The sequence below is a fragment of the Streptococcus equi subsp. zooepidemicus genome, from assembly GCF_015689395.1.
Classification (GTDB): Bacteria; Bacillota; Bacilli; order Lactobacillales; family Streptococcaceae; genus Streptococcus; species Streptococcus equi.
The window spans coordinates 1,655,295-1,677,546 of sequence record NZ_CP065054.1; the positions used below are offsets into that span (position 1 = coordinate 1,655,295).

At 39.2% G+C, this 22,252-nt stretch carries 23 protein-coding genes; 6 read left to right on the plus strand and 17 right to left on the minus strand.

Annotation, left to right across the window (positions count from 1 at the left end):
* Positions 1-103: 103 nt before the first annotated feature.
* Entirely contained in the window at positions 104-1,390 is a 1,287-nt protein-coding gene (locus I2432_RS07795) for a glycoside hydrolase family 125 protein (RefSeq protein ID WP_206158715.1), read from the plus strand.
* Positions 1,391-1,404: 14 nt separating this feature from the next.
* On the plus strand, positions 1,405-4,125 hold the full coding sequence (locus I2432_RS07800) for an alpha-mannosidase (protein WP_111678333.1): 2,721 nt from the start codon (positions 1,405-1,407) through the stop codon (positions 4,123-4,125).
* 188 nt (positions 4,126-4,313) lie between these two features.
* Here the strand turns inward: I2432_RS07800 and I2432_RS07805 are convergent, their stop codons facing one another.
* The 4 genes from I2432_RS07805 to I2432_RS10440 form a co-directional block, all read right to left on the minus strand.
* Entirely contained in the window at positions 4,314-4,922 is a 609-nt protein-coding gene (locus I2432_RS07805; RefSeq protein WP_111678334.1) for an ATP-binding cassette domain-containing protein, read from the minus strand.
* Positions 4,919-5,392, minus strand: coding sequence for a hypothetical protein (locus I2432_RS10350; RefSeq protein ID WP_231151225.1), 474 nt, complete (start codon positions 5,390-5,392; stop codon positions 4,919-4,921). The genes I2432_RS07805 and I2432_RS10350 overlap by 4 nt, the downstream gene beginning before the upstream one ends.
* A gap of 51 nt (positions 5,393-5,443) precedes the next feature.
* Positions 5,444-6,922: an ABC transporter permease gene (locus tag I2432_RS07810; protein WP_231151224.1), complete on the minus strand. Its 1,479-nt coding sequence runs from the start codon at positions 6,920-6,922 to the stop codon at positions 5,444-5,446.
* A 68-nt stretch (positions 6,923-6,990) separates the two neighbouring features.
* Positions 6,991-7,116 (minus strand): hypothetical protein, encoded by a 126-nt coding sequence (locus I2432_RS10440; RefSeq protein WP_255313937.1) that lies wholly within the window; start codon positions 7,114-7,116, stop codon positions 6,991-6,993.
* A gap of 523 nt (positions 7,117-7,639) precedes the next feature.
* On the opposite strand from I2432_RS10440, the gene I2432_RS07815 reads away from it, so the two are divergent.
* On the plus strand, positions 7,640-7,825 hold the full coding sequence (locus tag I2432_RS07815; RefSeq protein ID WP_255313988.1) for a helix-turn-helix domain-containing protein: 186 nt from the start codon (positions 7,640-7,642) through the stop codon (positions 7,823-7,825).
* Between the two features lie 101 nt (positions 7,826-7,926).
* Here I2432_RS07815 and I2432_RS07820 read toward each other — a convergent pair whose 3' ends face one another.
* The 6 genes from I2432_RS07820 to I2432_RS07845 form a co-directional block, all read right to left on the minus strand.
* A complete protein-coding gene (locus I2432_RS07820) occupies positions 7,927-8,508 on the minus strand; it encodes a GNAT family N-acetyltransferase (RefSeq protein WP_043031274.1) in 582 nt (193 codons plus the stop codon).
* A 250-nt stretch (positions 8,509-8,758) separates the two neighbouring features.
* The gene (locus tag I2432_RS07825; RefSeq protein ID WP_249093179.1) at positions 8,759-9,160 is read right to left on the minus strand and encodes a bacteriocin immunity protein; all 402 of its coding nucleotides are present in this window, start codon (positions 9,158-9,160) and stop codon (positions 8,759-8,761) included.
* 294 nt (positions 9,161-9,454) lie between these two features.
* On the minus strand, positions 9,455-9,751 hold the full coding sequence (locus I2432_RS07830) for a bacteriocin immunity family protein (RefSeq protein ID WP_111678339.1): 297 nt from the start codon (positions 9,749-9,751) through the stop codon (positions 9,455-9,457).
* Entirely contained in the window at positions 9,751-9,939 is a 189-nt protein-coding gene (locus I2432_RS07835) for a leucocin A/sakacin P family class II bacteriocin (protein ID WP_229297300.1), read from the minus strand. The genes I2432_RS07830 and I2432_RS07835 overlap by 1 nt, the downstream gene beginning before the upstream one ends.
* Before the next feature lie 758 nt (positions 9,940-10,697).
* Positions 10,698-10,994 (minus strand): bacteriocin immunity family protein, encoded by a 297-nt coding sequence (locus I2432_RS07840; protein ID WP_111678854.1) that lies wholly within the window; start codon positions 10,992-10,994, stop codon positions 10,698-10,700.
* A gap of 6 nt (positions 10,995-11,000) precedes the next feature.
* Positions 11,001-11,249, minus strand: a complete 249-nt coding sequence (locus I2432_RS07845) for a garvicin Q family class II bacteriocin (RefSeq protein ID WP_111678341.1) — start codon at positions 11,247-11,249, stop codon at positions 11,001-11,003.
* A 258-nt stretch (positions 11,250-11,507) separates the two neighbouring features.
* On the opposite strand from I2432_RS07845, the gene I2432_RS07850 reads away from it, so the two are divergent.
* From I2432_RS07850 to I2432_RS07860, 3 genes are all read left to right on the plus strand, one after another.
* Positions 11,508-13,664 carry a peptide cleavage/export ABC transporter gene (locus I2432_RS07850; RefSeq protein ID WP_111678343.1) on the plus strand — a complete coding sequence of 719 codons (2,157 nt, stop codon included), beginning with the start codon at positions 11,508-11,510 and terminating at the stop codon, positions 13,662-13,664.
* A gap of 10 nt (positions 13,665-13,674) precedes the next feature.
* Entirely contained in the window at positions 13,675-15,033 is a 1,359-nt protein-coding gene (locus tag I2432_RS07855; protein ID WP_111678345.1) for a bacteriocin secretion accessory protein, read from the plus strand.
* A 99-nt stretch (positions 15,034-15,132) separates the two neighbouring features.
* Complete coding sequence (locus I2432_RS07860; protein ID WP_012516117.1) at positions 15,133-15,267, plus strand: ComC/BlpC family leader-containing pheromone/bacteriocin; 135 nt, start codon at positions 15,133-15,135, stop codon at positions 15,265-15,267.
* Positions 15,268-15,385: 118 nt separating this feature from the next.
* Here the strand turns inward: I2432_RS07860 and I2432_RS10475 are convergent, their stop codons facing one another.
* The 7 genes from I2432_RS10475 to I2432_RS07895 form a co-directional block, all read right to left on the minus strand.
* Positions 15,386-16,720 carry a sensor histidine kinase gene (locus I2432_RS10475; protein WP_111678347.1) on the minus strand — a complete coding sequence of 445 codons (1,335 nt, stop codon included), beginning with the start codon at positions 16,718-16,720 and terminating at the stop codon, positions 15,386-15,388.
* Entirely contained in the window at positions 16,720-17,469 is a 750-nt protein-coding gene (locus I2432_RS07870; protein ID WP_111678349.1) for a LytR/AlgR family response regulator transcription factor, read from the minus strand. The genes I2432_RS10475 and I2432_RS07870 overlap by 1 nt, the downstream gene beginning before the upstream one ends.
* A gap of 631 nt (positions 17,470-18,100) precedes the next feature.
* Positions 18,101-18,304 carry a TmhB bacteriocin enhancer peptide gene (locus I2432_RS07875; protein ID WP_111678351.1) on the minus strand — a complete coding sequence of 68 codons (204 nt, stop codon included), beginning with the start codon at positions 18,302-18,304 and terminating at the stop codon, positions 18,101-18,103.
* Positions 18,305-18,320: 16 nt separating this feature from the next.
* On the minus strand, positions 18,321-18,578 hold the full coding sequence (locus I2432_RS07880; RefSeq protein WP_111678353.1) for a Blp family class II bacteriocin: 258 nt from the start codon (positions 18,576-18,578) through the stop codon (positions 18,321-18,323).
* A 475-nt stretch (positions 18,579-19,053) separates the two neighbouring features.
* Positions 19,054-19,335: a hypothetical protein gene (locus I2432_RS07885; protein ID WP_206158717.1), complete on the minus strand. Its 282-nt coding sequence runs from the start codon at positions 19,333-19,335 to the stop codon at positions 19,054-19,056.
* Positions 19,336-19,350: 15 nt separating this feature from the next.
* A complete protein-coding gene (locus I2432_RS07890; protein WP_111678855.1) occupies positions 19,351-20,676 on the minus strand; it encodes a family 4 glycosyl hydrolase in 1,326 nt (441 codons plus the stop codon).
* 19 nt (positions 20,677-20,695) lie between these two features.
* Complete coding sequence (locus tag I2432_RS07895; RefSeq protein ID WP_111678357.1) at positions 20,696-22,246, minus strand: PTS transporter subunit EIIC; 1,551 nt, start codon at positions 22,244-22,246, stop codon at positions 20,696-20,698.
* Between the last annotated feature and the right edge of the window lie 6 nt (positions 22,247-22,252).

A 22,252-nucleotide genomic window follows, 5' to 3' on the forward strand; every position in this document is an offset into this window, starting at 1 on the left:
AAAAAAAGACTTGTAAACCTTTTCTAAAGTGGTAGACAAAAGCAAAGTTATATCTTATAATTAAAAAAGATATTAAACGATATATCTTTTAGGAGGATATGATATGACAAGATCTATTCCTAGCAGTGTGCTCAGGTTTATGGACACGATTGAAGAGCTCTGCGGTGAAGAGCACCGTAGCTGGGCCATTAATTTTAAAGCCAGCTTTGCCAACACCTTGGAAACGACCCTAAAAATCGACGAAGATGGTACCAGCTTTCTTCTAACGGGTGATATTCCTGCCATGTGGCTTCGTGACTCAACTGCCCAGCTAAAGCCCTATCTCTTTTTAGCCAAAACAGACGCTGGCATGAGGCAAATCATAGCAGGTCTCGTTAAACGTCAGTTCCGTTACATTTGTATTGATCCCTATGCCAACGCCTTTAACGAGAAAGCAAATAGCAAGGGCCACCAAGCAGACCACACCCAGATGGGACCTTGGATTTGGGAACGAAAATATGAGATTGATTCCCTCTGCTATCCGATCCAATTAGCCTATCTGCTCTACCGAGAGACAGGCTGTACAGATCATTTCAATGAGGAGTTCCACAAAGGAATCGAGCTGATTCTTGATGTCTGGACCACAGAGCAAGACCACACCACCTCTCCTTACAGCTTTGAACGTGACACCTGGCGTAAGGAGGATACCTTGACTCATAACGGTAAGGGAGTTCCTGTTGTCTCTACAGGCATGACCTGGTCTGGCTTTAGACCAAGCGATGATGCCTGTCAATATGGTTATCTCGTCCCGTCAAACATGTTTGCTGCTGTCGTCTTATCCTATCTTGAAGAGCTCTATACTGATCTCTTTAAGGATCAAACGCTTGCTAGGAGAGCTCACGCGCTTAGGCTTGCCATTCAAAAAGGGATTGAGCAGCATGCTCTTGTAACCAACAGCCAAGGACAGACCATCTATGCCTATGAGGTAGATGGTCTGGGGCACTATACTATCATGGACGATGCTAACATTCCAAGCCTCCTTGCGGCACCCTATCTTGGTTTTTGTGCTAAGGACGATCCTATTTACCTAGCCACTCGTCAAACCATTTTAAGCCCGGAAAATCCCTATTATTACCAAGGCAGTGCTGCTTCTGGTATTGGTTCTTCTCATACCCCTAAAAACTATATTTGGCATATCGCCCTTGCCCTACAGGGCTTAACAGCGCTTGATCAAAAGGATAAGGCAGACATGCTTGATTTGCTGGTAGCCACTGACGCGGGCACCCACCTGATGCATGAAGGCTTTGACGTCAATGATCCTAGTCACTATACACGTGAATGGTTCTCATGGGCAAACATGATGTTTTGTGAGCTTCTTCTTGATTATCTGGGCTTTACCATTAGCCCTTAGAAAGTGAGTCAGTGATGACACCTAAAAAAGTACATATCATTTCACACAGCCATTGGGATCGCGAATGGTATATGGCTTATGAGCAGCACCACATGCGCTTGATCCAGTTAATTGACGATTTACTAGACCTTTTTAAAACAGACCCTGATTTTCATAGCTTCCATCTAGATGGGCAAACCATTATCCTAGATGACTATTTGCAGGTCAAGCCTGAGCGTGAGGCCGAGATTAGACAAGCCATTAAGGCTGGTAAGCTACGAATTGGCCCCTTTTATATCCTACAGGACGCCTTTTTGACCAGCAGTGAATCCAATGTCCGAAACATGCTGGTTGGCAAAGAAGACTGTGATAAATGGGGGGCAAGCGTTCCACTTGGTTATTTTCCAGACACCTTCGGAAATATGGGACAAACACCACAGCTAATGCGAAAAGCAGGACTAAATGCCGCTGCCTTTGGACGTGGTATCAGGCCTACCGGCTTTAACAATCAAGTGGATACAAGCGAAAAATACAGCTCCCAATTTTCTGAAATGATCTGGCAAGGACCTGATGATAGTCGCATTCTTGGGCTATTATTTGCCAACTGGTACAGTAATGGCAACGAAATCCCAACAGAGGAAACTAAGGCCCGCCAATTCTGGGATCAAAAGCTAGCAGACGCTGAGCGCTTTGCATCAACCAGACACCTGCTGATGATGAATGGGGTGGATCACCAGCCTGTTCAGCTTGACGTTACCAAGGCAATTGCCCTTGCAAATAAGCTCTATCCTGACTACGAATTTGTCCACTCCTGCTTTGAGGACTATTTGGCTGACTTGAGTCAGGAGCTACCTGAGGAGCTATCAACTGTGTCTGGTGAGATTACCAGTCAAGAAACGGACGGCTGGTATACCTTAGCCAACACTGCCTCTGCTAGAATTTACCTCAAGCAGGCTAATACCAGAGTGTCTCGTCAGCTTGAAAATGTCACAGAGCCTCTTGCCACGATGGCCTTTGAGGTCACAGGCACCTATCCTCACGAGCAGCTGCGCTATGCTTGGAAAACATTGATGCAAAATCACCCTCATGACTCCATTTGTGGCTGCAGTGTCGATAGTGTCCATCAGGAGATGATGCCTCGCTTTGACAAAGCCTATGAGGTGGGGACTTACCTGGCAGAGCGCTCTGCCAATCAAATAGCTGAGGCTATTGATACCTCCATGTTTCCAGAGGATAGCTGTCCTTTTGTCCTCTTTAATACCTGTGGTCATGAGAAAAAAACGGTCTCAGACCTCACTCTGACATGGAAAGTCTTTCCTTTTGGGCAGCGGCTGCCTAAAGCTGTTTATCAAGAAGCCCAGGAATACCTAGAGACAAGACAGCCGCAATTTCAGGTTATTGACGCAGCTGGCAGGGTCATAGAGGAGGCTGAAATCTTAGGCACAGACATCGCCTTTGATTATGCCCTACCAGAGCGCACCTTCAGAGAAGCCTACTTTGCCATCAAGGTACAGCTAAGGCTCCCACTGACTCTTTCTGCTATATCATGGCAATGCCTTGCTCTACAAGCAACTGACCAGCCAAATCAAGCACCTAACGAGACACTCCTTCACCAAGACGGGAGCTGTCTTGAAAATGATTTCCTAAAAGTCATCATCGCAGCAAATGGCCTTCTAACGATTGAAGACAAGCTAAATGGCAATAGGTTTGACAGCTGTCTCCAATACGAGGATTGTGGTGATATTGGTAACGAATATATCTTTCGCCAGCCCGATCATGATATCCCCTACCTTGCTCATCAAGGGAGCTGTAAGCTGCGTGTCTTGACCAACACAGCCTATCTTGCTGAAATCGAATTGACACAGACCTTTGATATTCCCTTAGCTGCAGATGATCGTCTACAGGCTGAAATGGAGGCTGTCATTGACATTCAAGAGCGTCAGGCCAAACGCTCACAGGAAAAAGCGCCCTTTACAATAAAAACAGTCATTCGCATGGAAAAAGAAAGCCCACGTCTACAATTTCAGACCAGCTTTGACAATCAAATGACAAATCACCGCTTGCGCGTCTTATTCCCAACCCATTTAAAGACAGACCACCATTTTGCAGATAGTATTTTTGAAACGGTAAAGCGGCCTAATCATACCAATGCCCAATTCTGGAAAAACCCAAGCAACCCTCAACATCAAGGAGCCTTTGTCAGCCTTTTTGATGGCAGGACTGGTGTCACTGTAGGAAATGATGGCCTCAGTGAATATGAAATCCTACCAGAAACCAATACTATTGCTATCACGCTACTAAGAAGTGTCGGTGAGCTTGGAGATTGGGGCTACTTCCAAACTCCTGAGGCCCAATGCCTCGGTCAGCAGACGGTGAGCTTTAGCTTTGAAAGCATCAGTACCAAAACACAATTTGCCAGCTATTTTCGGGCACAAGAGAGCCAGATACCAGTCACTACAGTGCAAACCAAGATCCATACCGGGCAGCTACCAGCTCAGTATGCTTACATCAGTGGCCTAACTAATCACGTCGCTCTCACAGCCTTCAAGCGTCGCCTATCCGATAATGCCCTAATCACGCGCAGCTATAATGTATCAAATGATGAGGCCTGCGCCTTTACCCTAGCAATCCCAGACCACACAGCAAGGGTGACCAGCCTACTAGAAGAGGATCAGCATAACCCCCTACCAGCTCAGCTTGGCAAGGGCGACATCCTAACCCTAGCTTGGAAAAAGAGTGAATCAGCTCATCTATAACCAGATTACCACTACCTTGACCTAAATCACAAAAAAGTCCTTAGCATTAACGCTAAGGACTTTCAGCATTGTCTATTCGAAAAATCTATAGAAGAATAGCAATCTCTTCCTGACACAAAGGAATAACAGCATTGTCAAGCTAATTGCTGTAGCTCGACAGTCCAGACTAAATGTCTCAGAGCTTGCCTCTATTGTAGATGACAGATGTCGATGATGTCATCAACGCGGCTAAACACATTTGGGTCATGAGTGGCAAAAATCAGAACAGTATCAGGGCTCACCAAACTAAGCAACAGCTCAATAATCTCATCACCTGTTTCCTTGTCCAAGGCACCCGTTGGCTCATCTGCCAAAATAATGCAAGCCTTTTTTAACAATAGGCGTGCAATAGCAACACGCTGAGCCTGACCACCTGATAATTCATAAATGTTCTGTGAGAGAAAACTACTGTCTAAGCCAACGCTATGCAAGGCTTCCACAATTTTAGGCTTAGGAGCTAATATTTTAAGATTATCATAGACCGTTTCTTCCTCTATCAGTGCATAGTTTTGGAAAACATAGCCCAAATAGCGCTTAAAATAATCTTGCTCTTTCATGCTCCAGATTTCCTCACCATTTACCAAAATCTGACCGCTATCTGGCTTTTCAAGGCGAGCAATAGCATTTAATAGGGTTGTCTTGCCTGATCCTGAAGGACCTACAAGTGCATAAGAACGATTGGCCTCAAAAGTCAAGCTAATCTTGTCATAAATTGTCTTTTTTCCATAATGTTTGGAAAGCTGTTTTATCTCAATCATAATATGTCAAAATCTCCTTTGATGATTTGAATCCGATGCTTCAAAATAGCCTGATAAGCAAAAAAGGACATACAAACGATTTCTCCTAAATAAAGCAGGCCAATGCCTAGTACCATGAGCCTATTTCCAGTAAGGATTCCCATCATTCCTATGGCAAGAAACAAACACAAAGCTAAGGGCAATAACAATCTACCAATCAAAACAAGGCTTTTTTGCCCCATCAAGAACCAGACGGAAATCTTTTTGGCCTTTTGTTTCATCAGAGAAACAATGTATTCATAAATGATAAAGCACTGGGCAATGGCAAGGACCGTTAAGGCAATAACACTTCCGATGAGCTGGCTTAGGATTTTATGGCGCTCTAAAATCAAATGATTGGAAACATTGGTCAAACTGGAGAAATTCGTCAAGCCTGCTTGTGTTAATCGATCACGAATAAGCGCCTGACGATAGATAGATTTTTGAGCCATTTCTCCAAACTTCGTCAGTAATGATGGCTCCATCATGAACGAAAAGTTTAACTACACTAATATAGTATCCACTTCTTCTTGCTGAGCAAAAATGTCTTGTTGGTCTTCCTTATGATTAAAAAGAAAACTCTTTTGTCCGTTAGGAACCTCTTGAACAACCAATTGATTAGCCTTTAGGCTGCTGTATTGAAACCATTCATAATTGACAATGTTTAAAATGCTGTCAGCATCTCCCATCATATGTTTAGGAATATAAATGACTCCTGCAACATCTGCTGCTGGCCTTCCGTAATCATTGTTAGGAAAAATGTCTTTATTTTTTAGCATAAATCCCTGATTGACATAACGGACTTTTGACGCAATCCTTGGATCAACCCCATTGGTCTTTAACTCCTTTTTGAAGTCATCAGGAGCTGATTGTAAATTGGTTTCGTTAAGGCTTGAAGGTTCTGAATAAATAACCTCACTATCCGAAAAAGACAGGAGAAAATGTTGATAGCGCTGATTTTCTTCCTTTAAATAATCACTATCAATTTGGTGATTCTCATCAGTATGAGCACTCAGTGTCTCTAGCCATGTTATTTCCGCAAAATCCTTAGCTGTATCCCATTTTCCTAGAACTTGAATGTCATTGGCAGATTTACCTATAGTCTCCAAGCTTTTGTGTAGAGAAAGCCCGAAAATGACGCTAGACAGACAAATCCCCACCAACCAGACAAAGAGGACCAGAGGGGTTGCTCGTTTATTTTTTAGAATGGCTAGCGCCTTCAACGAACGGATATTGATGAAAAATAAAGCATGAACAGCAAGCATCAGCAATAATAAAATGACAGCATTAGTCAACATCAGAAGTGTAAATGACTTGACAAAAACATTGGAGATACTGCCTTGATAGAGAATGAAGAGGAGAATACTAACCGCAAAGCTAGCTCCCATCAGCAACAAATCCTGTAGCAACTCTCTACGGCTATAGTGTTCAAATAAGCCCAGACTTCTTTGAATCATAGACTTTTTAGCATACATCAATTTAACAGCAAACAAGAGGAGAGCAAACACAAAAAAGAGGGTCCAAATAGCTAAGGATCGTAAGTTTGTGAACAAAAAATAATAAGGCAAGAGATACCAAGGTAAATCAGCACCTTTGTAGGTCAAGCCCAGTTCAGTCATCGCGGTTTCAAATGATGAAGGAAGAGACCTCGTCGTGTAGTACATGCCACTAAGATCGTTTGTCAAGAGCTCCTTGCGATTACTGCTATAGGCAGTCTTTTTCCCATTTGTCCCAAACAGGTAGGTAGCTTCTTTACCAGTATGATCTAAGTAGGGACGATAAATTTGGATATGTTCCTGCTCGACTAAGGCTTCGATCCTGTCTAAAACGTGTCCCTTATCAACATCTTTGTTTGAAGCCACTAATGAAAATGCAGCCTGAACAGGGTATTTGATATCATTGCCATACTCCTTGACCGCACCAAATGATAAACATGTCAAAAGCAGAACGAAAATACAGATAACTGTAGCTCTCCACCTCATAAAAACCTCCTTGAGAAAAGTTGACTAAGAGGATAATATCTTAGTCAACTAAAACGTACAATAAAACATTAAACCTGATACCAGCCATAACATGACTTTGCTTGAACCCAATTCCACTGCTTTTTTACACCGGCACGAGCCCAACCATTGTTTTGACTATCTTTACTATTTACATTTCCCCAAAATTCTGTCACAGAAGCACTACTTCCTAGCCTAATAGGAACTCCAAGAAAAGCGTTTGAGTAAGATCAGCTAGCACTGGTCATTCCAGATCTCCAAGTATCCTTACATCTTAGGTAAGGGTGGCTAGCTTCTACACCAAAATCAGTTATCCCAGTGGCTGACGTCAAGGTTATAGATCATTTTACACTTCTGTTCATACTATATCTTTTCTTTTATTAAAATAAAGTAAACATAAGCTTAATTCGTATCAGAATCTTTTTACAATACAACTATACCATATTATAAAAGGTTTTTTGGATAGCGTTTAAGTTTTTTTTGCAGCTCATTAACAGAATTTTCAAGGGCAAAAAAAAGATATTAAAAAGACAAAGCTTAAAAAATAACATTTATTTCCTCATCAAATCTTCCTTTATGGCGTTTAGATGATGCTATTGTCATAAAAAGTGCAGGGAATAATCCGTTTTTCTACACTATTTATTAGTAATTTCAAAGGAGGCAAGGTTAGGAGAGAGAAGCCTGCGCTATTACAAGAACATACGACAAAATAAGGGATTATCACAGGCAATCATTGGAGAAGTCATCAGCAGACAAAGCTTGATTAGCTTTGAAAAAGGGGAAAGCACTCCTCGCTATGAAACTATGATGTTTCTATTGAGACAAATTGACATGACTTTTGGGGACGTTGAAGACAGCTACACTGAGATTGAGAGAGTGTTATGATTGCGGTTACCAGCCAAGGCTTCTCGTAAAAAAATACAAAAAAATTAGCTTCCTCTGATAGGACCTAATCCTTTTGTATTAATCTAAGCTTTTATAAGGTGTCATTCAGACTGATGCTTCTGGCAAAGAAGATCTCTAAATGACATCACTGGGCGAGGGCGTACGTCATGCTCTCCCAGCAGTTTCTCCATCCAAATCATATCAAACCACTGGTTAAACTTATAGCCCGACTGATGAAATCTGCCAACCAACCGATAACCGAGTTTTTCATGGAAGACTTGACTGCTATTGGTCAGATAAGGCGTAGCATGCGCTGTACTAGCGATACAGGCATTACAATTTAAAATTCCCATGCCTTTCAGATAGCCCTCCAAACGGTGATACAAGGCTGATCCCAAGCCTCTCCCTCTAGCCTCCTGGGCCAGATAAATGGTCACCTCAGCAGACCAAGCATAGGCTGCGCGTGCATGAAAGCGACTAGCATAGGCATAACCTAAAATGCCTCCCTCCTCTTCCACTACTAGACAGGGATAAAAGGCCATAATGTCAGACAGGCGTTGCTCAAACTTGGTCAAGCTAGGTACAGTGTACTCAAAGCTAACAGCAGTTTCCTCAACATAAGGACGGTAAATATCAAGTAAAGCCTTAGCATCTGCTAAGGTTGCTAAACGAATCCTACGCATTAATAGCCCTCCTAGTTTTCCCAGTATACTCCAAAACAAGGGCCTTGTCAAAAGCACTGATAGTAAAAAAGCCTGATCCCTAAACGAAATAGGTTGTCATATCGCTTGCAGATAGACAGCTCTACCCCCTCAAAAGCTATTTTAAGCGTTTGAGCACACAAACACTAGGTATCGCTTTAAGGCTGATACCTAGTGCTATAGCTTATGATTAACTGGTTAAGGAGGTGATTCCAAGTACCACCTCAAGCTATTAACGACGATAAGCTTTTGCGTATCTGATCCCCCAAATCATCAATCCCATAGTGACAAATGATATAAAAGAGCATATCACAGCAATAACCTGCTTATAAAACTCAGACGAGCTTAGACCACAATAGATTGACACAATGCCTATAATCATAAACACCACTATAAACAGGATCTGAGTTAATAACAGATTGGGACGTGTTTGTTCTTTCAACTGCTCAATCGCAATTTCTCGTGAAAAATAGTAATTAGAAGCAGCAGTGCTTACCGCAAAGATAGCAAAACTAATCAGTGATCCAAAAGAAAGCCTATGAATGGCTTTTGAAAGAAGAACAGCCATCAAGCCAATAGCTGGTAGCTGACCAGTTAATAGCCTAAAAATCATCAAATAATGTAGTCGCTTCATTTTATTAAGCATTACAACACCTTGCCCTTTCTTAGCAAGTCAGTGCGCCACCTATTCCTCCAATAGCTGCGTCACAAACTCTATTAATTTTTTCAGCCTCAACATAAGCAAGTCTAACAGTACCTAAGCATTAAATATTTCATCAATGCTGTCGTCCACATGAATACTTCCTATGTTTAGCAACCGGCACCAGTATAGCAGATAAACAATCGCTTTCAGTATTTAAGTCTTAAAATGTCGTCGAAGCGTCTTGAATGGTAATACGAAAACCGTTGACACCAGTTAAGCGCATTTCTAATACCCATAACGAACATGAGAAAGCTGTCTTAATTGCTTCAAAAGCTGGGTTTCCTTCTTTGTGAGCTGAAGGCTCTCTTTTACCATTATAGCTGACAGTGCAACGTTCAACTCACTAAGTACCAAAGGAACTGAGGTGCCTCCAGAAGCCAACTCATTAGAAAAGTGATAAATAATCTGATAAAGAGATTGCTTGTTTTCCTGTTCAGATAAGAGTATCATCAATTCCTTCAGCAATAAAAGTGCTTCTGTCCTTCGAGCTTTCCCACCTGAAAACCAGTTTAAAGCTGACATCAGATGATTCCCCCTGAATGCCAACCTGCATTCCCACCGGTAAGGCCATTCATCACAGAATTGTTTAATATGATATTAACTGCTTCTGACCAATTTACCCAACACTTTTGCGTATTACAATATAAGCCATTCCCATAGTAAGTAGTCTTTCCACCCTCAACGTGAGCAAGCTTGTCAGCGTCTATAATATTAAATTATTTCATTAATGTCGTATTCATTGTGAATACCTCCTATCTTTATTTTTTGTCTGTTGCAACTGACAAACCCAGTATAGCAGATAAACAACTGCTTTCAACGCTTAGTCTTGAAATGTCGTCGAAACGTCTTGAATGGTAATACGAAAACCGTTGACACCAATTCAGTGAAAATTCCTAATACCCGTAACGAATATGAGAAAGCTGTCTTAATTGCTTCAAAGGCTGAGATTCCTTCTTTGTGAGCTGAAGGCTCTATACTGTAATGACAAATAGCCAAACCTTAAATAGCTATTTTATTTTTCCAGATAGCAATACGTCATCAACAGCTGATGAAAATAATACATTTGTGGCCTCAGCTTACTAACTTAAGCCTCTAGAAATAAGGAAAAGCAACTGATTTGATAGCTAATAGCGCAGATAATATTTCTTTTCCAAGCTCAATAAGACTCAAAAATAAGTTCTTTGTAAGAAAAAATAAATCACTAACCAAATGAGATAAGCTTATTGCCCTTGCAATTATCCCAAGCTACTTCTTGTCCGAAGCCACCCTAGATAGTTAACTACCACAAAACAATAGGTATCAGCTTTAAACCGATACCTATTGTTATATCCTGCGATTAGCCAATCAACTCAATCGTTACTTACTTTACCTTTAGCTAGCCATCTCACAAAATAGCAATAACAGTCTTTTCATGTCGTTTCGCCTATTAACAATAATACCAATACAACAATAAGGTATGAGCGTTTTATTATCGCCTAATAACTCCCAATGATATTAGGCCTCGACCTAGCTGTTTATCACATTCTTTGTAAGTAGAGATTTCTTTATAGAATTTAGCCATTTCTATACTCATTGTTTCAACTCTTATCTGCTTAACAGCTAATTGATGCAGAGATTCAGACAGCATCATCACTTCCCTGTCAAAGCTATTTGACTCCCCTACTCTATCTTTAAATCTTATCAGAATGACTCGCTCTTCTGATGTTAAGGTCGGATCTAAAATTAAATTATAAACCTTATTTAGTATCTCTTCTCGCGTCAACATACCCAACTACCCTCTATAGCCTGGATGGAAATAACCACCTCCTAAAGATGATATCCAACCGTTAACAATAACATCTTTAGTTGCTTCAACATTACTTTTAGTGACAATATAGCCCCATTCGCCATTGCTATATCGGCAGGCATACCCATTAGAACCGGCCATTACAAACTGACAATTTCCTTTGCCTCCCCCCTCAACGTGAGCAAGCTTATCTGTATCTATAATATCAAATTGTTTCGTTAATGTCGTGTTCATCGTGAATACCTCCTATATTTACTTTTTGTCTGCTACAACTGATAAACCCAGTATAGCAGATAAACAGCTGCTTTTAATGCTTAGTCCTGAAATGTCGTCGAAGCGTCTTGAATGGTAATATCGCAGCTGATTAAAAAAGAGTGTTAATATCATTATTCCCATTTAAGACGTTTCAACGACTATTCAAGACTAGCTCAGTTTTTTTCTGAGCTTTTGTGGCACAATAGAGTCGTTACAACAGAGAAAGGAAGCCAACCAATGACACTCTTTTATAAAAGAACCTTTGTACCACAAATAGATGCCAGAGATTGTGGCGTAGCTGCTCTAGCTTCGATCGCAAGGTATTATGGTTCAGATTATTCATTAGCTCATTTGAGAGAATTAGCAAAGACCAATAAGGAAGGGACAACAGCCCTCGGTATTGTCATGGCTGCTAAGGAAATAGGGTTTGAAACCAGACCCATTCAAGCGGATATGACCCTCTTTGACATGGCAGATGTGCCCTATCCATTGATCGTCCATGTCAATAAAGAAGGAAAGCTACAGCACTACTATGTGGTCTACAAATCTAAAAAAGACTATCTTATCATTGGTGATCCCGATCCAATGGTCAAGGTCACAAAAATGTCCAAGGAACGCTTTGCTTCTGAATGGACAGGTGTCACCATATGTCTTGCTCCTAAGCCAAATTATAAACCACATAAAGACCAAAAAAATGGACTATTAGGCTTCTTTCCACTTATTTTTAAACAGCGAGCCCTTATTTTTTATATCGTGTTAGCTTCTGTCTTGGTAACGGTCATTAATATTGCTGGTTCATACTATCTCCAAGGGATTTTAGACGAGTATATTCCAAATCAACTGAAATCTACCTTAGGGATTGTATCAATTGGTCTCATCATTACCTATATACTCCAGCAGCTAATGAGCTTTTCTAGAGATTATCTTTTAACTGTCCTTAGCCAACGTCTTACGATTGATGTGATCCTGTCCTATATCCGCCATATTTTCGAATTGCCGATGTCCTTTTTTGCAACACGTCGAACAGGTGAGGTAACCTCGCGCTTTACAGATGCTAACTCTATCATTGACGCACTCGCTTCAACCATTTTATCTCTCTTTCTAGACCTCTCTATATTAGCTATTGTCGGAAGTGTTCTTTTGGTGCAAAATAGCAGGCTTTTTCTGTTATCTCTGATTTCTATCCCAGTATATACCATTATCATATGTGCCTTTATAAAGCCGTTTGAACAAATGAATCATGATGTGATGCAAAGCAATGCCATGCTAAGCTCTGCTATTATCGAAGATATCAACGGGATCGAAACCATAAAATCACTAACCAGTGAAGAAAACCGTTACCAAAAAATTGACAGCGACTTTGTGGATTACCTCGATAAGTCCTTTAGGCTTAGTAAATATACCATCTTACAAGCCACACTTAAGCAAGGAGCGCAGCTAATTCTGAATATCATCATTCTTTGGTTTGGGGCTCAACTGGTTATTAATGGTAGGATTTCAATCGGGCAGTTAATTACCTTTAACACACTTCTTGCCTATTTTACAACCCCTTTAGAAAATATCATTAATCTTCAAACCAAGCTCCAAGCAGCTAAGGTTGCCAACAATCGTCTCAATGAGGTCTATCTTGTAGAGTCCGAATTTAAAGCCTCGCAAGCCTTATACGATTTATCGCTCTTACAGGGTGACATTCAGTTTGAAGCTGTTTCCTACAGGTATGGCTTTGGCAAGGATACATTATCAGATATTACATTAACCATTAAGCAGGGAGCAAAAGTAACCCTTGTTGGTGTCAGCGGCTCAGGAAAAACAACCCTAGCCAAGATGCTCGTCAATTTCTTTGAGCCTTATAAGGGACGTATAACCATCAACCAAAATGATCTCAAGACCATTGATAAAAAGAATCTTCGACAATACATCAACTACCTTCCACAACAAGCCTATGTCTTTAATGGATCTATCTTAGAAAATCTAACCTTGGGAGCCAAGCAGGGCATCAGCCAGGAAGACATTCTTAAAGCCTGTGAGATTGCTGACATTCGTCACGACATCGAGCAAATGCCAATGGGATACCAAACCGAGCTCTCTGATGGGGCTGGCTTATCTGGCGGACAAAAACAGAGAATTGCACTTGCTAGAGCATTACTAACCCAAGCTCCTATACTAGTTCTTGATGAAGCAACCAGCGGACTTGACATACTGACAGAAAAGAAAATCATTGACCGTCTCATGAACATGACAGACAAAACGATTATTTTCGTTGCCCACCGGCTTAGTATCGCAGAGCGCACTGATCAGGTTGTGGTTCTTAATCAAGGGCAAATCATTGAAACAGGCAGCCACCAGGAATTAATGAAACAAGGTGGATTTTATTACCACCTATTTAGTGAATAAGGAGACAATCATGAATCCCAATATGTTTAAAAGTGCGGAATTCTACCAAAGACGCTATTATCATTTGACAACATTCTTAACAATCCCCTTAGCCCTCTTGTTGACTTTTCTTATCCTTTTTTCTTGCTTTACTTATAAAGAAATAACGGTAACGTCCTACGGAGAAATCACTCCCACTCAAGTCATTGCAACAGTCCAGTCTATTAGCAATAACCCTATAATTGCGAACCATCTCATCAATAACCAGCCAATCAAACAAGGAGACTCCATTATTCAATATGCTAAAGACCTAGAAGAGTCTCAAAAGCAGGTACTTGAGAAACAATTAGCTACCTACGAAAAGCAAAAAAGCAGCCTTAATACTCTATTGTTAAGCTTAAAACAAGGCCAGAACCTTTTTCAGAACGATGATCAATTTGGTTACGTCAATACCTTTAATCATTTCATGAGCCAAGCCCAAGATATTGACCTTGGTTTCTCAAAAATAAAGGCAGAGACCTGCCAGCAGGCCCAGCTGATTCAGGACTCTATTGTTGCTATCAATCAGCAAATAAATAGTCTTTCTCAACAAATAGCAGATTATGAAGAGCTTCGAGCTGCAGTCATTAACCAATCCGATAGTCTATCCTCCAATAACCCACATCAAGCCACCCTTGATGCCTATCTCTCTCAATCTCAAGCAAGCCAAGAGGCTGCCACTAATCAGCTTTTATTTCAAATAGACCAAAGCCTTTTAAATCTAAAAGCTTCTATGGATAGCCTTAATAGGCAACGTGCTAATCTGCATCAATCTACCAGCTATGATAATAGCCTCAACACAAAGCTAGAAATACTCCGAACACAGTTTTTGATAACAGCCTCTCAGCAGTTAACAGACGTCAATCATCATATTACTGAGCTCAAGGCACAATTAGAGCAAGCCACTCTTCAGGTAAACAGTCTAGTGATCAAAGCCCCCAAAAGTGGCATTGTTCAGCTCAATAGTGCTTTTGAAGGCAAAACTAGTATTCCAATCGGTCATGATATTGCCTACATTTATCCTAGCCTCAAACAAACAAAACAAGCCTTGCTCACTTACTATGTCAGCTCTGAATCTGTTTCTCTCCTTAAGAAAAACCAGATTGTCAGACTAGCTCTAGATAGACATGGAAATCAACCGATAGTCATTACGGGAACCATTAAAACCATTGATGAGCTAGCGACCAAAACCAAGCAGGGAAATCTTTTTAAGGTTACAGCCAAACTAACACTTTCTGAAAAAGAAAGCACTACTATTCAATATGGTCAGCAGGGACGAGTGATAAGTGTTATTGCCAAAAAAACATTCTTTGACTTTTATAAGGACAAGCTCTTTAAAGTGACAGAATAACCATTTAGCGCTTTTCAACGACCATTTAGGACATACAGTATAACAAAGAGTCAAAATAAGCTATAATAACATAGACAGTATTTAAAAGGAGCTTTTAATATGGATAAACCAACTAGACAATCAAAATTTCAGGAACTAACACCTTCTCAATTAACTCAGATTACTGGAGGAGGCTGGCTTGAAGACACTATAAATAACTTCCTTATCCCTAGAAAAAAACTATTAGAATGGTAACATTCTCCCTTTTCAAAACACCACTATCTAAAGATACTGAGACACTATCGGAATGATGTGATCCTAAACATCAAATCTGAGAGGTGTAAGACAGTTTTTCTTTACTAGTGGTGTTTTTTTATAACCTAAGCTCAAGTGTTTGACCAAATACATGATTTTGACTTATGGTTTTTATCATCACATTGGGATAACGATTGATAATTTCCATAGCATTATAAAGTCCCACACCTCTATTATCCCCCTTGGTGCTTACTCCGAAATCATATAGAAAGGATAGATCAATCTTCTCTTCCTTAGTTGTATTTTCAATCATAAATAGTTGCTTATTGTCCAAAGTAAAATAAGAAATCGTTATCTTAGACGAGGAAGCTTCAACAGCAGCCTCTATAGCATTATCACATAAAATAGACACAATAGTAAGAAAATCAATCAGCTCCATGCCTTGCGGACTACTAGCCTCTGGAACCTCTAAGGATACTGAAATCCCACTTTCTAAAGCCTGACTAAATTTTGCAGCTAAAAGACTTTTCAAGGCTGTGTCAGTGACATGGATAAGACGCCCAACATCATATTTTTGCTTGCGAAATCGTTTATTTGAATCCTTAAAGACTGATTGATAAACTGACCTAACAATAGACATGTTATTATTGTCTATACCAAACTTTAACGTGGCAATCAGATTGCTATAGTCATGACGAAATCCTCGAACCTCTCTGTAAAGCTCCTCTATCTGACGACTATAGCTCTCAATATTTGCCAGCTGCAGCTCTCTTTGAAAGGTCAGTCTTTCTTGCAGTGTATCTCTTAGCGACCGGTCCAGTCTCGCCACAGTTCCCATAAATATAATCCAATAGCCAAGCATCATGCATTGACGATAGGTATAAGTATCAACAGCTAGCTCATACTCTAAATAAGCAAGCAATTGGATCAAAAAATAATAGCTAACCATAGACCAGTTGGTCACACCTAAAATTCTTTTATCCCTATCAGATAAAAGATTAATTCTTAATGCTCTGAAATCATATCGTAGCCACCGCAAAAAGAGAAAAACCATCAAAGTAGATACTATATCTGTAAAAATTCCCCAAAATCCATCATTTGTTAAATGATAATCAAGTTTAAAAAGAGGTAAGATAAAAAAACCAAGCAGTCGGTACCAAAGGCTCCACAGGGTAATAGGAAATAGCCCATAAAATATCAATAATGTTTTTGATAAGGGTCGCAGCAATAGCCATGATATCACTACCATATAAATGGGAAGACTCCAATAATTGAGAAGTGAAATGTCGGCAACATGATTAGCTATAGTGAAAAAAACAGCAAATCCTATTCTTAAAAAAGTACTGAAAGCAACTTCAAGCCAGGTTAATTGACGTCCACTGATTTTGGAAAAGAGCACTAACGATAAGCCTATACTTGTCGTCATTTCTAAGAAAAATAAAATAAACTTCATTAATCATCTCCTCTATGTAGGTTCTCAATTGTTGTTAAAACACTGTTCATTTTACTACGAGCAATTAAGCAGCTAGAGCCATTTCGAAAATAAACCACTCGCTCAATCTTATCTACCTTAACGACATTCCTAGGATTAATCAAAAAAGAACGATGACATTGCAAAAAACGAGACTCTTGCTTCAAAATATCCGTCAAAGTCCCTGTAAATTGCATTCTCTCCTTTTTTGTATACAAATTGACACGATGCGCTCGTGACGATGTCTCAATATACAGGATATCATTAAAAGGCACCTGTACCTGAGCATAACGAGATGTAAAATAAAAAGCACTTTCCACTATCGTTTCACTATTTTGCCGCACAGCATATAATAAAGCAGTCTCTACCCGTTGAACAAACTCAGTGTGAGGCAGCTCTTTATCGATATAGTCCAAAGCAGATACCTGATACTGAAAAGCCAAGGGCATAAATTCCGAGTGAGTCGTTACAAAAACAATCATCGCATCTGGATTTATCTGACGAATTTGCCTAGCAACCTCAAGCCCTTTTTTGTCCTCATTTTTTATCTCAATATCTAAAAAGAATAGCTGCTGACCACAGTTCTTCTTGATAGCACTTAATAGCTGATGAGGCCTTCCAAAACAGTCAAGTCCTTGAAATAATAGCTGGTGCTTAACCTCAAGCTCTTTAATGAGCTTTTCTAAATATCTCTGCTGAATCATATCATCTTCTAAAATAACTACTCTCACCTAAACTCAGTCCCCTATCCAATCTGCAGAAGCATTAGCATTACTACCGTTTCAACAAAATAATAAGCACAATAACAAAAATAAATCCATTAAAAACAACTGCATCAAATCTCATAAAAATAATATTTTGTACTTATTTTAGCATAAAATACCATTTTTGAATACACTAATCTCTAATAAACTAATGCTATCTAGTCTTAGCTAGCAATAACCTAGTGCTTCTAACAACAATAATCAGCTCAACAATTTTTAGCAGCTACCTTTTTAAAAAAAAGAGACTGGGATAAAAAGATTTCTCAGGTAAGAAAAATAGAGATTCACCAAACAGTGAATCTCTATTTTTTGAACTGAAACTCCTTTTGTCCCAAACTCATAAGATGTATTGACTTTGTGAGATGAACAATTTGTTACACTTGATTTGATCATCGGGATTTAGAAAAAATAGTGAAAAGAATCCTCATAATTCGTGAAAAATATAATTTCTCACCCAAAAATCCAATTCAAGATTGTATTTATAAGAAGTAGCATGATTAAAGTTATAGAAATTCTTATCAATACTTCTTCTTTTTTAACAACACTAAATATCAATAGTATAATCGGAACTAAAACTAATACTACTAATAATATTGTTTTATAGTCCATTGATAATGGCCTGTCCTGCACCAACAGTGCTTCCTATTCCTGCACCCAATACATACAATGGACCAGAGAAAGCACCTGTAACGATAGCTCCACCTGCACAATGTCCTGCAACAGAGCCCCAATTAATTTTACCGCCATTTACACTTGCCAAGTCAAGCTCGTATAACATCTGAAAATCTTCGTACTGCTTCATGGTATATACTCCTTTCTTAGTTAAATCTATTACCTATCATTCCACCCATACATGCAAAACCTCCCCCAATTGCACCAACATGTGCGCCAACAAATGCACCTGGAAGTGCGCCAATCCCTCCTGCTGGTGCTCCCCACAAAGCCCCACTTCCAGCTCCTATTAACATATATCCTCCCATGTCTTTAAGACAGTCCTTACCAGAATATCCACCTTCAACAGTTGCAAGAGCCTCTATATTCATAACATCAAATTGATTAATCGTTTCTGTATTCATTTTGAATACCTCCATAACATATTTTTTCTTTGTGTCGCGATCACGATTTAAGTATAGCATTCTAGTATCATATTTTTTCTAAAAGTCTTAAACGGTCGTTTTTTCATCGTAAACGGTCATTTTCAATCGTTTTCAACCGTTCAAGACAAAATTAACTACCATTCAGGATTTTCATTGGATAAATCGCTATTTTTTGACTCCTTGTCAACCCACTAAAGCTATTAATAAAAAAATAAGACAGTAGCCTAAATGTGACTACTGTCTCTTTTATCTAAAGCCTTGATCGGCAAGAAAAGAGCCAGTCTTTTCCAACTAATCGATTATTTTTGTGGTTTTTGTCGCTTCTGTAGCTTCACTACAGCCTCGGTCCTTGGTAATTACTCATCGAAGACTTGCTTCTACTAAAATGATGAATCTAATTTATATTAAAACTCATAGCGGCATTAGAAAACACCGTTTCGTCTAGTTCTGATGACTAAATTTTTTGATCTTCAGCAATATAATCAATAAATTTCCTATCTTCAAATCTATAATTTGTCTTAGCATTTTTAGGATTAAAAGTCCAATGTGAAAGATAACAACCAGTCCATTTTGTTCTAGCTAAGCTATCTCCATCAAATTCATCATGAAAATCTAAGTAATAGTCTTCTTTAGAAGTAATATTCTCTTCTGCATTTACAACTACAAGTACTCCGAGTAAGACTATTAAACAAAATGAACTAATAAGTCTTTTCACAAAATATTCTCTCAATTTCAAATAAAGTATTAGTGATTACTTTAAAACAGGCCAAAAATCTTTATTTGCCTCATAAAGTTCATCGAGCACTTTTTTACCAACAGTGTAGTTCGGGATCGTCTTATTGAGCATCACAGCTTCTAAAGCAGTCTGATATGATCCAGTTAATGCTGCATCAACTGTCTTTTTCTCATAAGCCTTTTGCATTTCCATAAGCCCCTTTTGAAGGGGTGGAATGCTACCAATATTAATCGTCTCAGCCCCCATACTTCCGACATAAGCTGGAACTTCAACAACAGCTTCTGGATCAAAGTTTGAAATCGCCCCATGATTCTTTTTATTAACAGTAAAACGCTCACGAGTGTTGTGAATGATGGAATAGGCGATATCCACAATATAGTTTCCATGAACTCCAGCATGAAGTGAAGAATTCTTAGCAGTCCCTGAAGCAATAACGCGGCGGCATTCTTCATAAATCCGTTTTTCACGTCCTTGTATCACGTAATCCCCACGAGTGAAGTTGACGTCATCATGAGCTAGCATTTCATCTGGTGTTAAGTAATACTGTAAGTAGCAATTAGGGAAATAATCAGGGAATCGCTTGAACAAACTGATCATCTGTTTGTAGGTATCAATCCAATACTGGTCTGCCTTTGTTTCTTCATTAGATTGCAGTAATGTATCAATCTTACCAGAAACAACATCCTCGCGAAGTATAGGTAATAAATCATTCCCATTTTCATCATAGATATTGGTCCACCAGCCAAAATGATTTAGACCAAAATACTTGAATGTTAAATCGCGTAGATCTTTGTTAAAATATTTAGCAATAGCTCCTTCAATCGAAATCGGCATATCACAAATACAAAGGACCTTTGCTTCTGGAAATTCACGGTAAATAGCTTCAGACAAGATAGCTTCTGGATTAGTATAGTTCAAGATCCAGGCATTTGGACAAAGCTCTTTGACCTTACGAATAATATCCATCACAGCTGGAATCACACGCATAGCGAATGAAAATCCTCCCAAACCACAAGTCTCTTGGCCTACAACTCCGTTTCGAATACAGATTTTTTCATCAATAGCTCGTTGGCGATTGAGGCCTGGACGGATTTGCATAAAGAGGTAATCTGCTCCAGTGAATGCTTCGTCAATATCAGTTGTATAAGATACGTTGACAGTTGAACCTGTCTCAGCATAATACATCTTTGTATATTGACCAAGTAAAGAGACACGTTCTTCATCAATATCATAAAGAACCAAATCTGTTAACCTTAACTCTTCAGATCTTTGACGTAACACCTCTAAAATTCCTGGCGATTGAGTAGAACCTCCACCCACCATAACAAATTTATGTCCCATAATCATTTCTCTCCTTTTCTTATGAATTCAAGTAATTTTCAATTTCTTCACGTATAGTTTCAACACCAAGTCCGATAACAATCTGGATATGTTTACCCTTATCTACAATACCTGATGATTTCACTTGATTTTTTAGGATATTCATATCCAATTTAGTTTCATCTTTAATATCAACTCGTAACCGTGTATAGCAGTTGATAATGCTAGAAATATTATCTTTTCCACCTAGACCAGCTACAATTTTTTCAACCTGATCATTGCTTTTTACAACTTTAGCTGTCGTTTGAATAGTCGTCATTTCGTCTTGCTCCTCATCATCTGCCATATCCTCACGACCCAAGGTTGGAATATTAAGTTTAACAATAAGGTATCGGAAAACAAGGTACTCAATAACAGCAGTAATTACAAATACCACTGGAATCCAGTATTGTTTACCAAGGGATAATGGGAAAGCAAAACTGTTAATAATCATATTGATACCTGTATCAAACTGGATGGAGATGCCAATAAGGTTTGTGATTAAGAGGCTTAATCCATAAACAATAGCATGGGCCAACCAAAGTACGGGTGACAAGAATAGGAATAAGAATTCAAGCGGTTCTGTAATACCTGCCATAAATGCTGTAACAACTGTTGGAATCAGAATTGAAGCCACTTTCTTACGATTTTTAGATTTAGCCGTTTTCCAAAGAGCAAATGCGATACCAATAGGCAAAGAGATAGAACCAAAGTTTGATAAATAACCAATAGAAGAATGCATGCTGATGATTGATCCAGCATTTCCTAGCTCAGCCAACCAAATATTAAATGCTCCATTTTGCATCTGACCTGCGATTTCTGCCGTACCACCAAGGGGTGTGTAGAAGAGTGGCATCCACAAGAAATGATGTAAACCAAGTGGTAATAGCATACGGTTGAGGAAGCCATAGAAGAAGAATCCAAGTGAACCTGCTGTTGTAGTTGTTGCAACAACTGACTCAACAATTCCATTGACAACTGGCCAAATATATGTTGTAACAATAGCAAGTAAGATAGTCAAGAAAATCAGAATAATATAAACTGACTTGGTTCCTTCATATGGGGCGAGATACTTATGTAGCTTAATTTCACCAAATTTATTAACCATGACACCAACGAAACAGCCTAGCATTATACCAAGGAACACACCCATATCGACTACTTGCATACCAAAGACCATACCTTGACCAGTACCATATAGACCAAATTCTCCAGCTTCTGCTAGTCGATTTGTCAAGGTTAGCCAAGAGTTATTGGCATACAAGAAAATTAAGAACGTTACAATTCCTAGAATAGCTGCGTCAGTCTTATATTTTCGTTTTGCAAGAGCTGTTGCAATTCCTACACTGAAAATAACACTTAGCTGTCCAATCATACCCCCAGATAGGATATCAAATATAAAATTCCCAATATTTTTCGTGAATTCTGGCATAAAATCTAGTTTTAAAATAGCACAAATAGATAATACAATTCCTGTTACAGCCATAAACATAACCGGCTGGATTATTGCCTTTGAAAAGACACTTGCTGACTTCATCATTCTTTCTTTCATGATAAA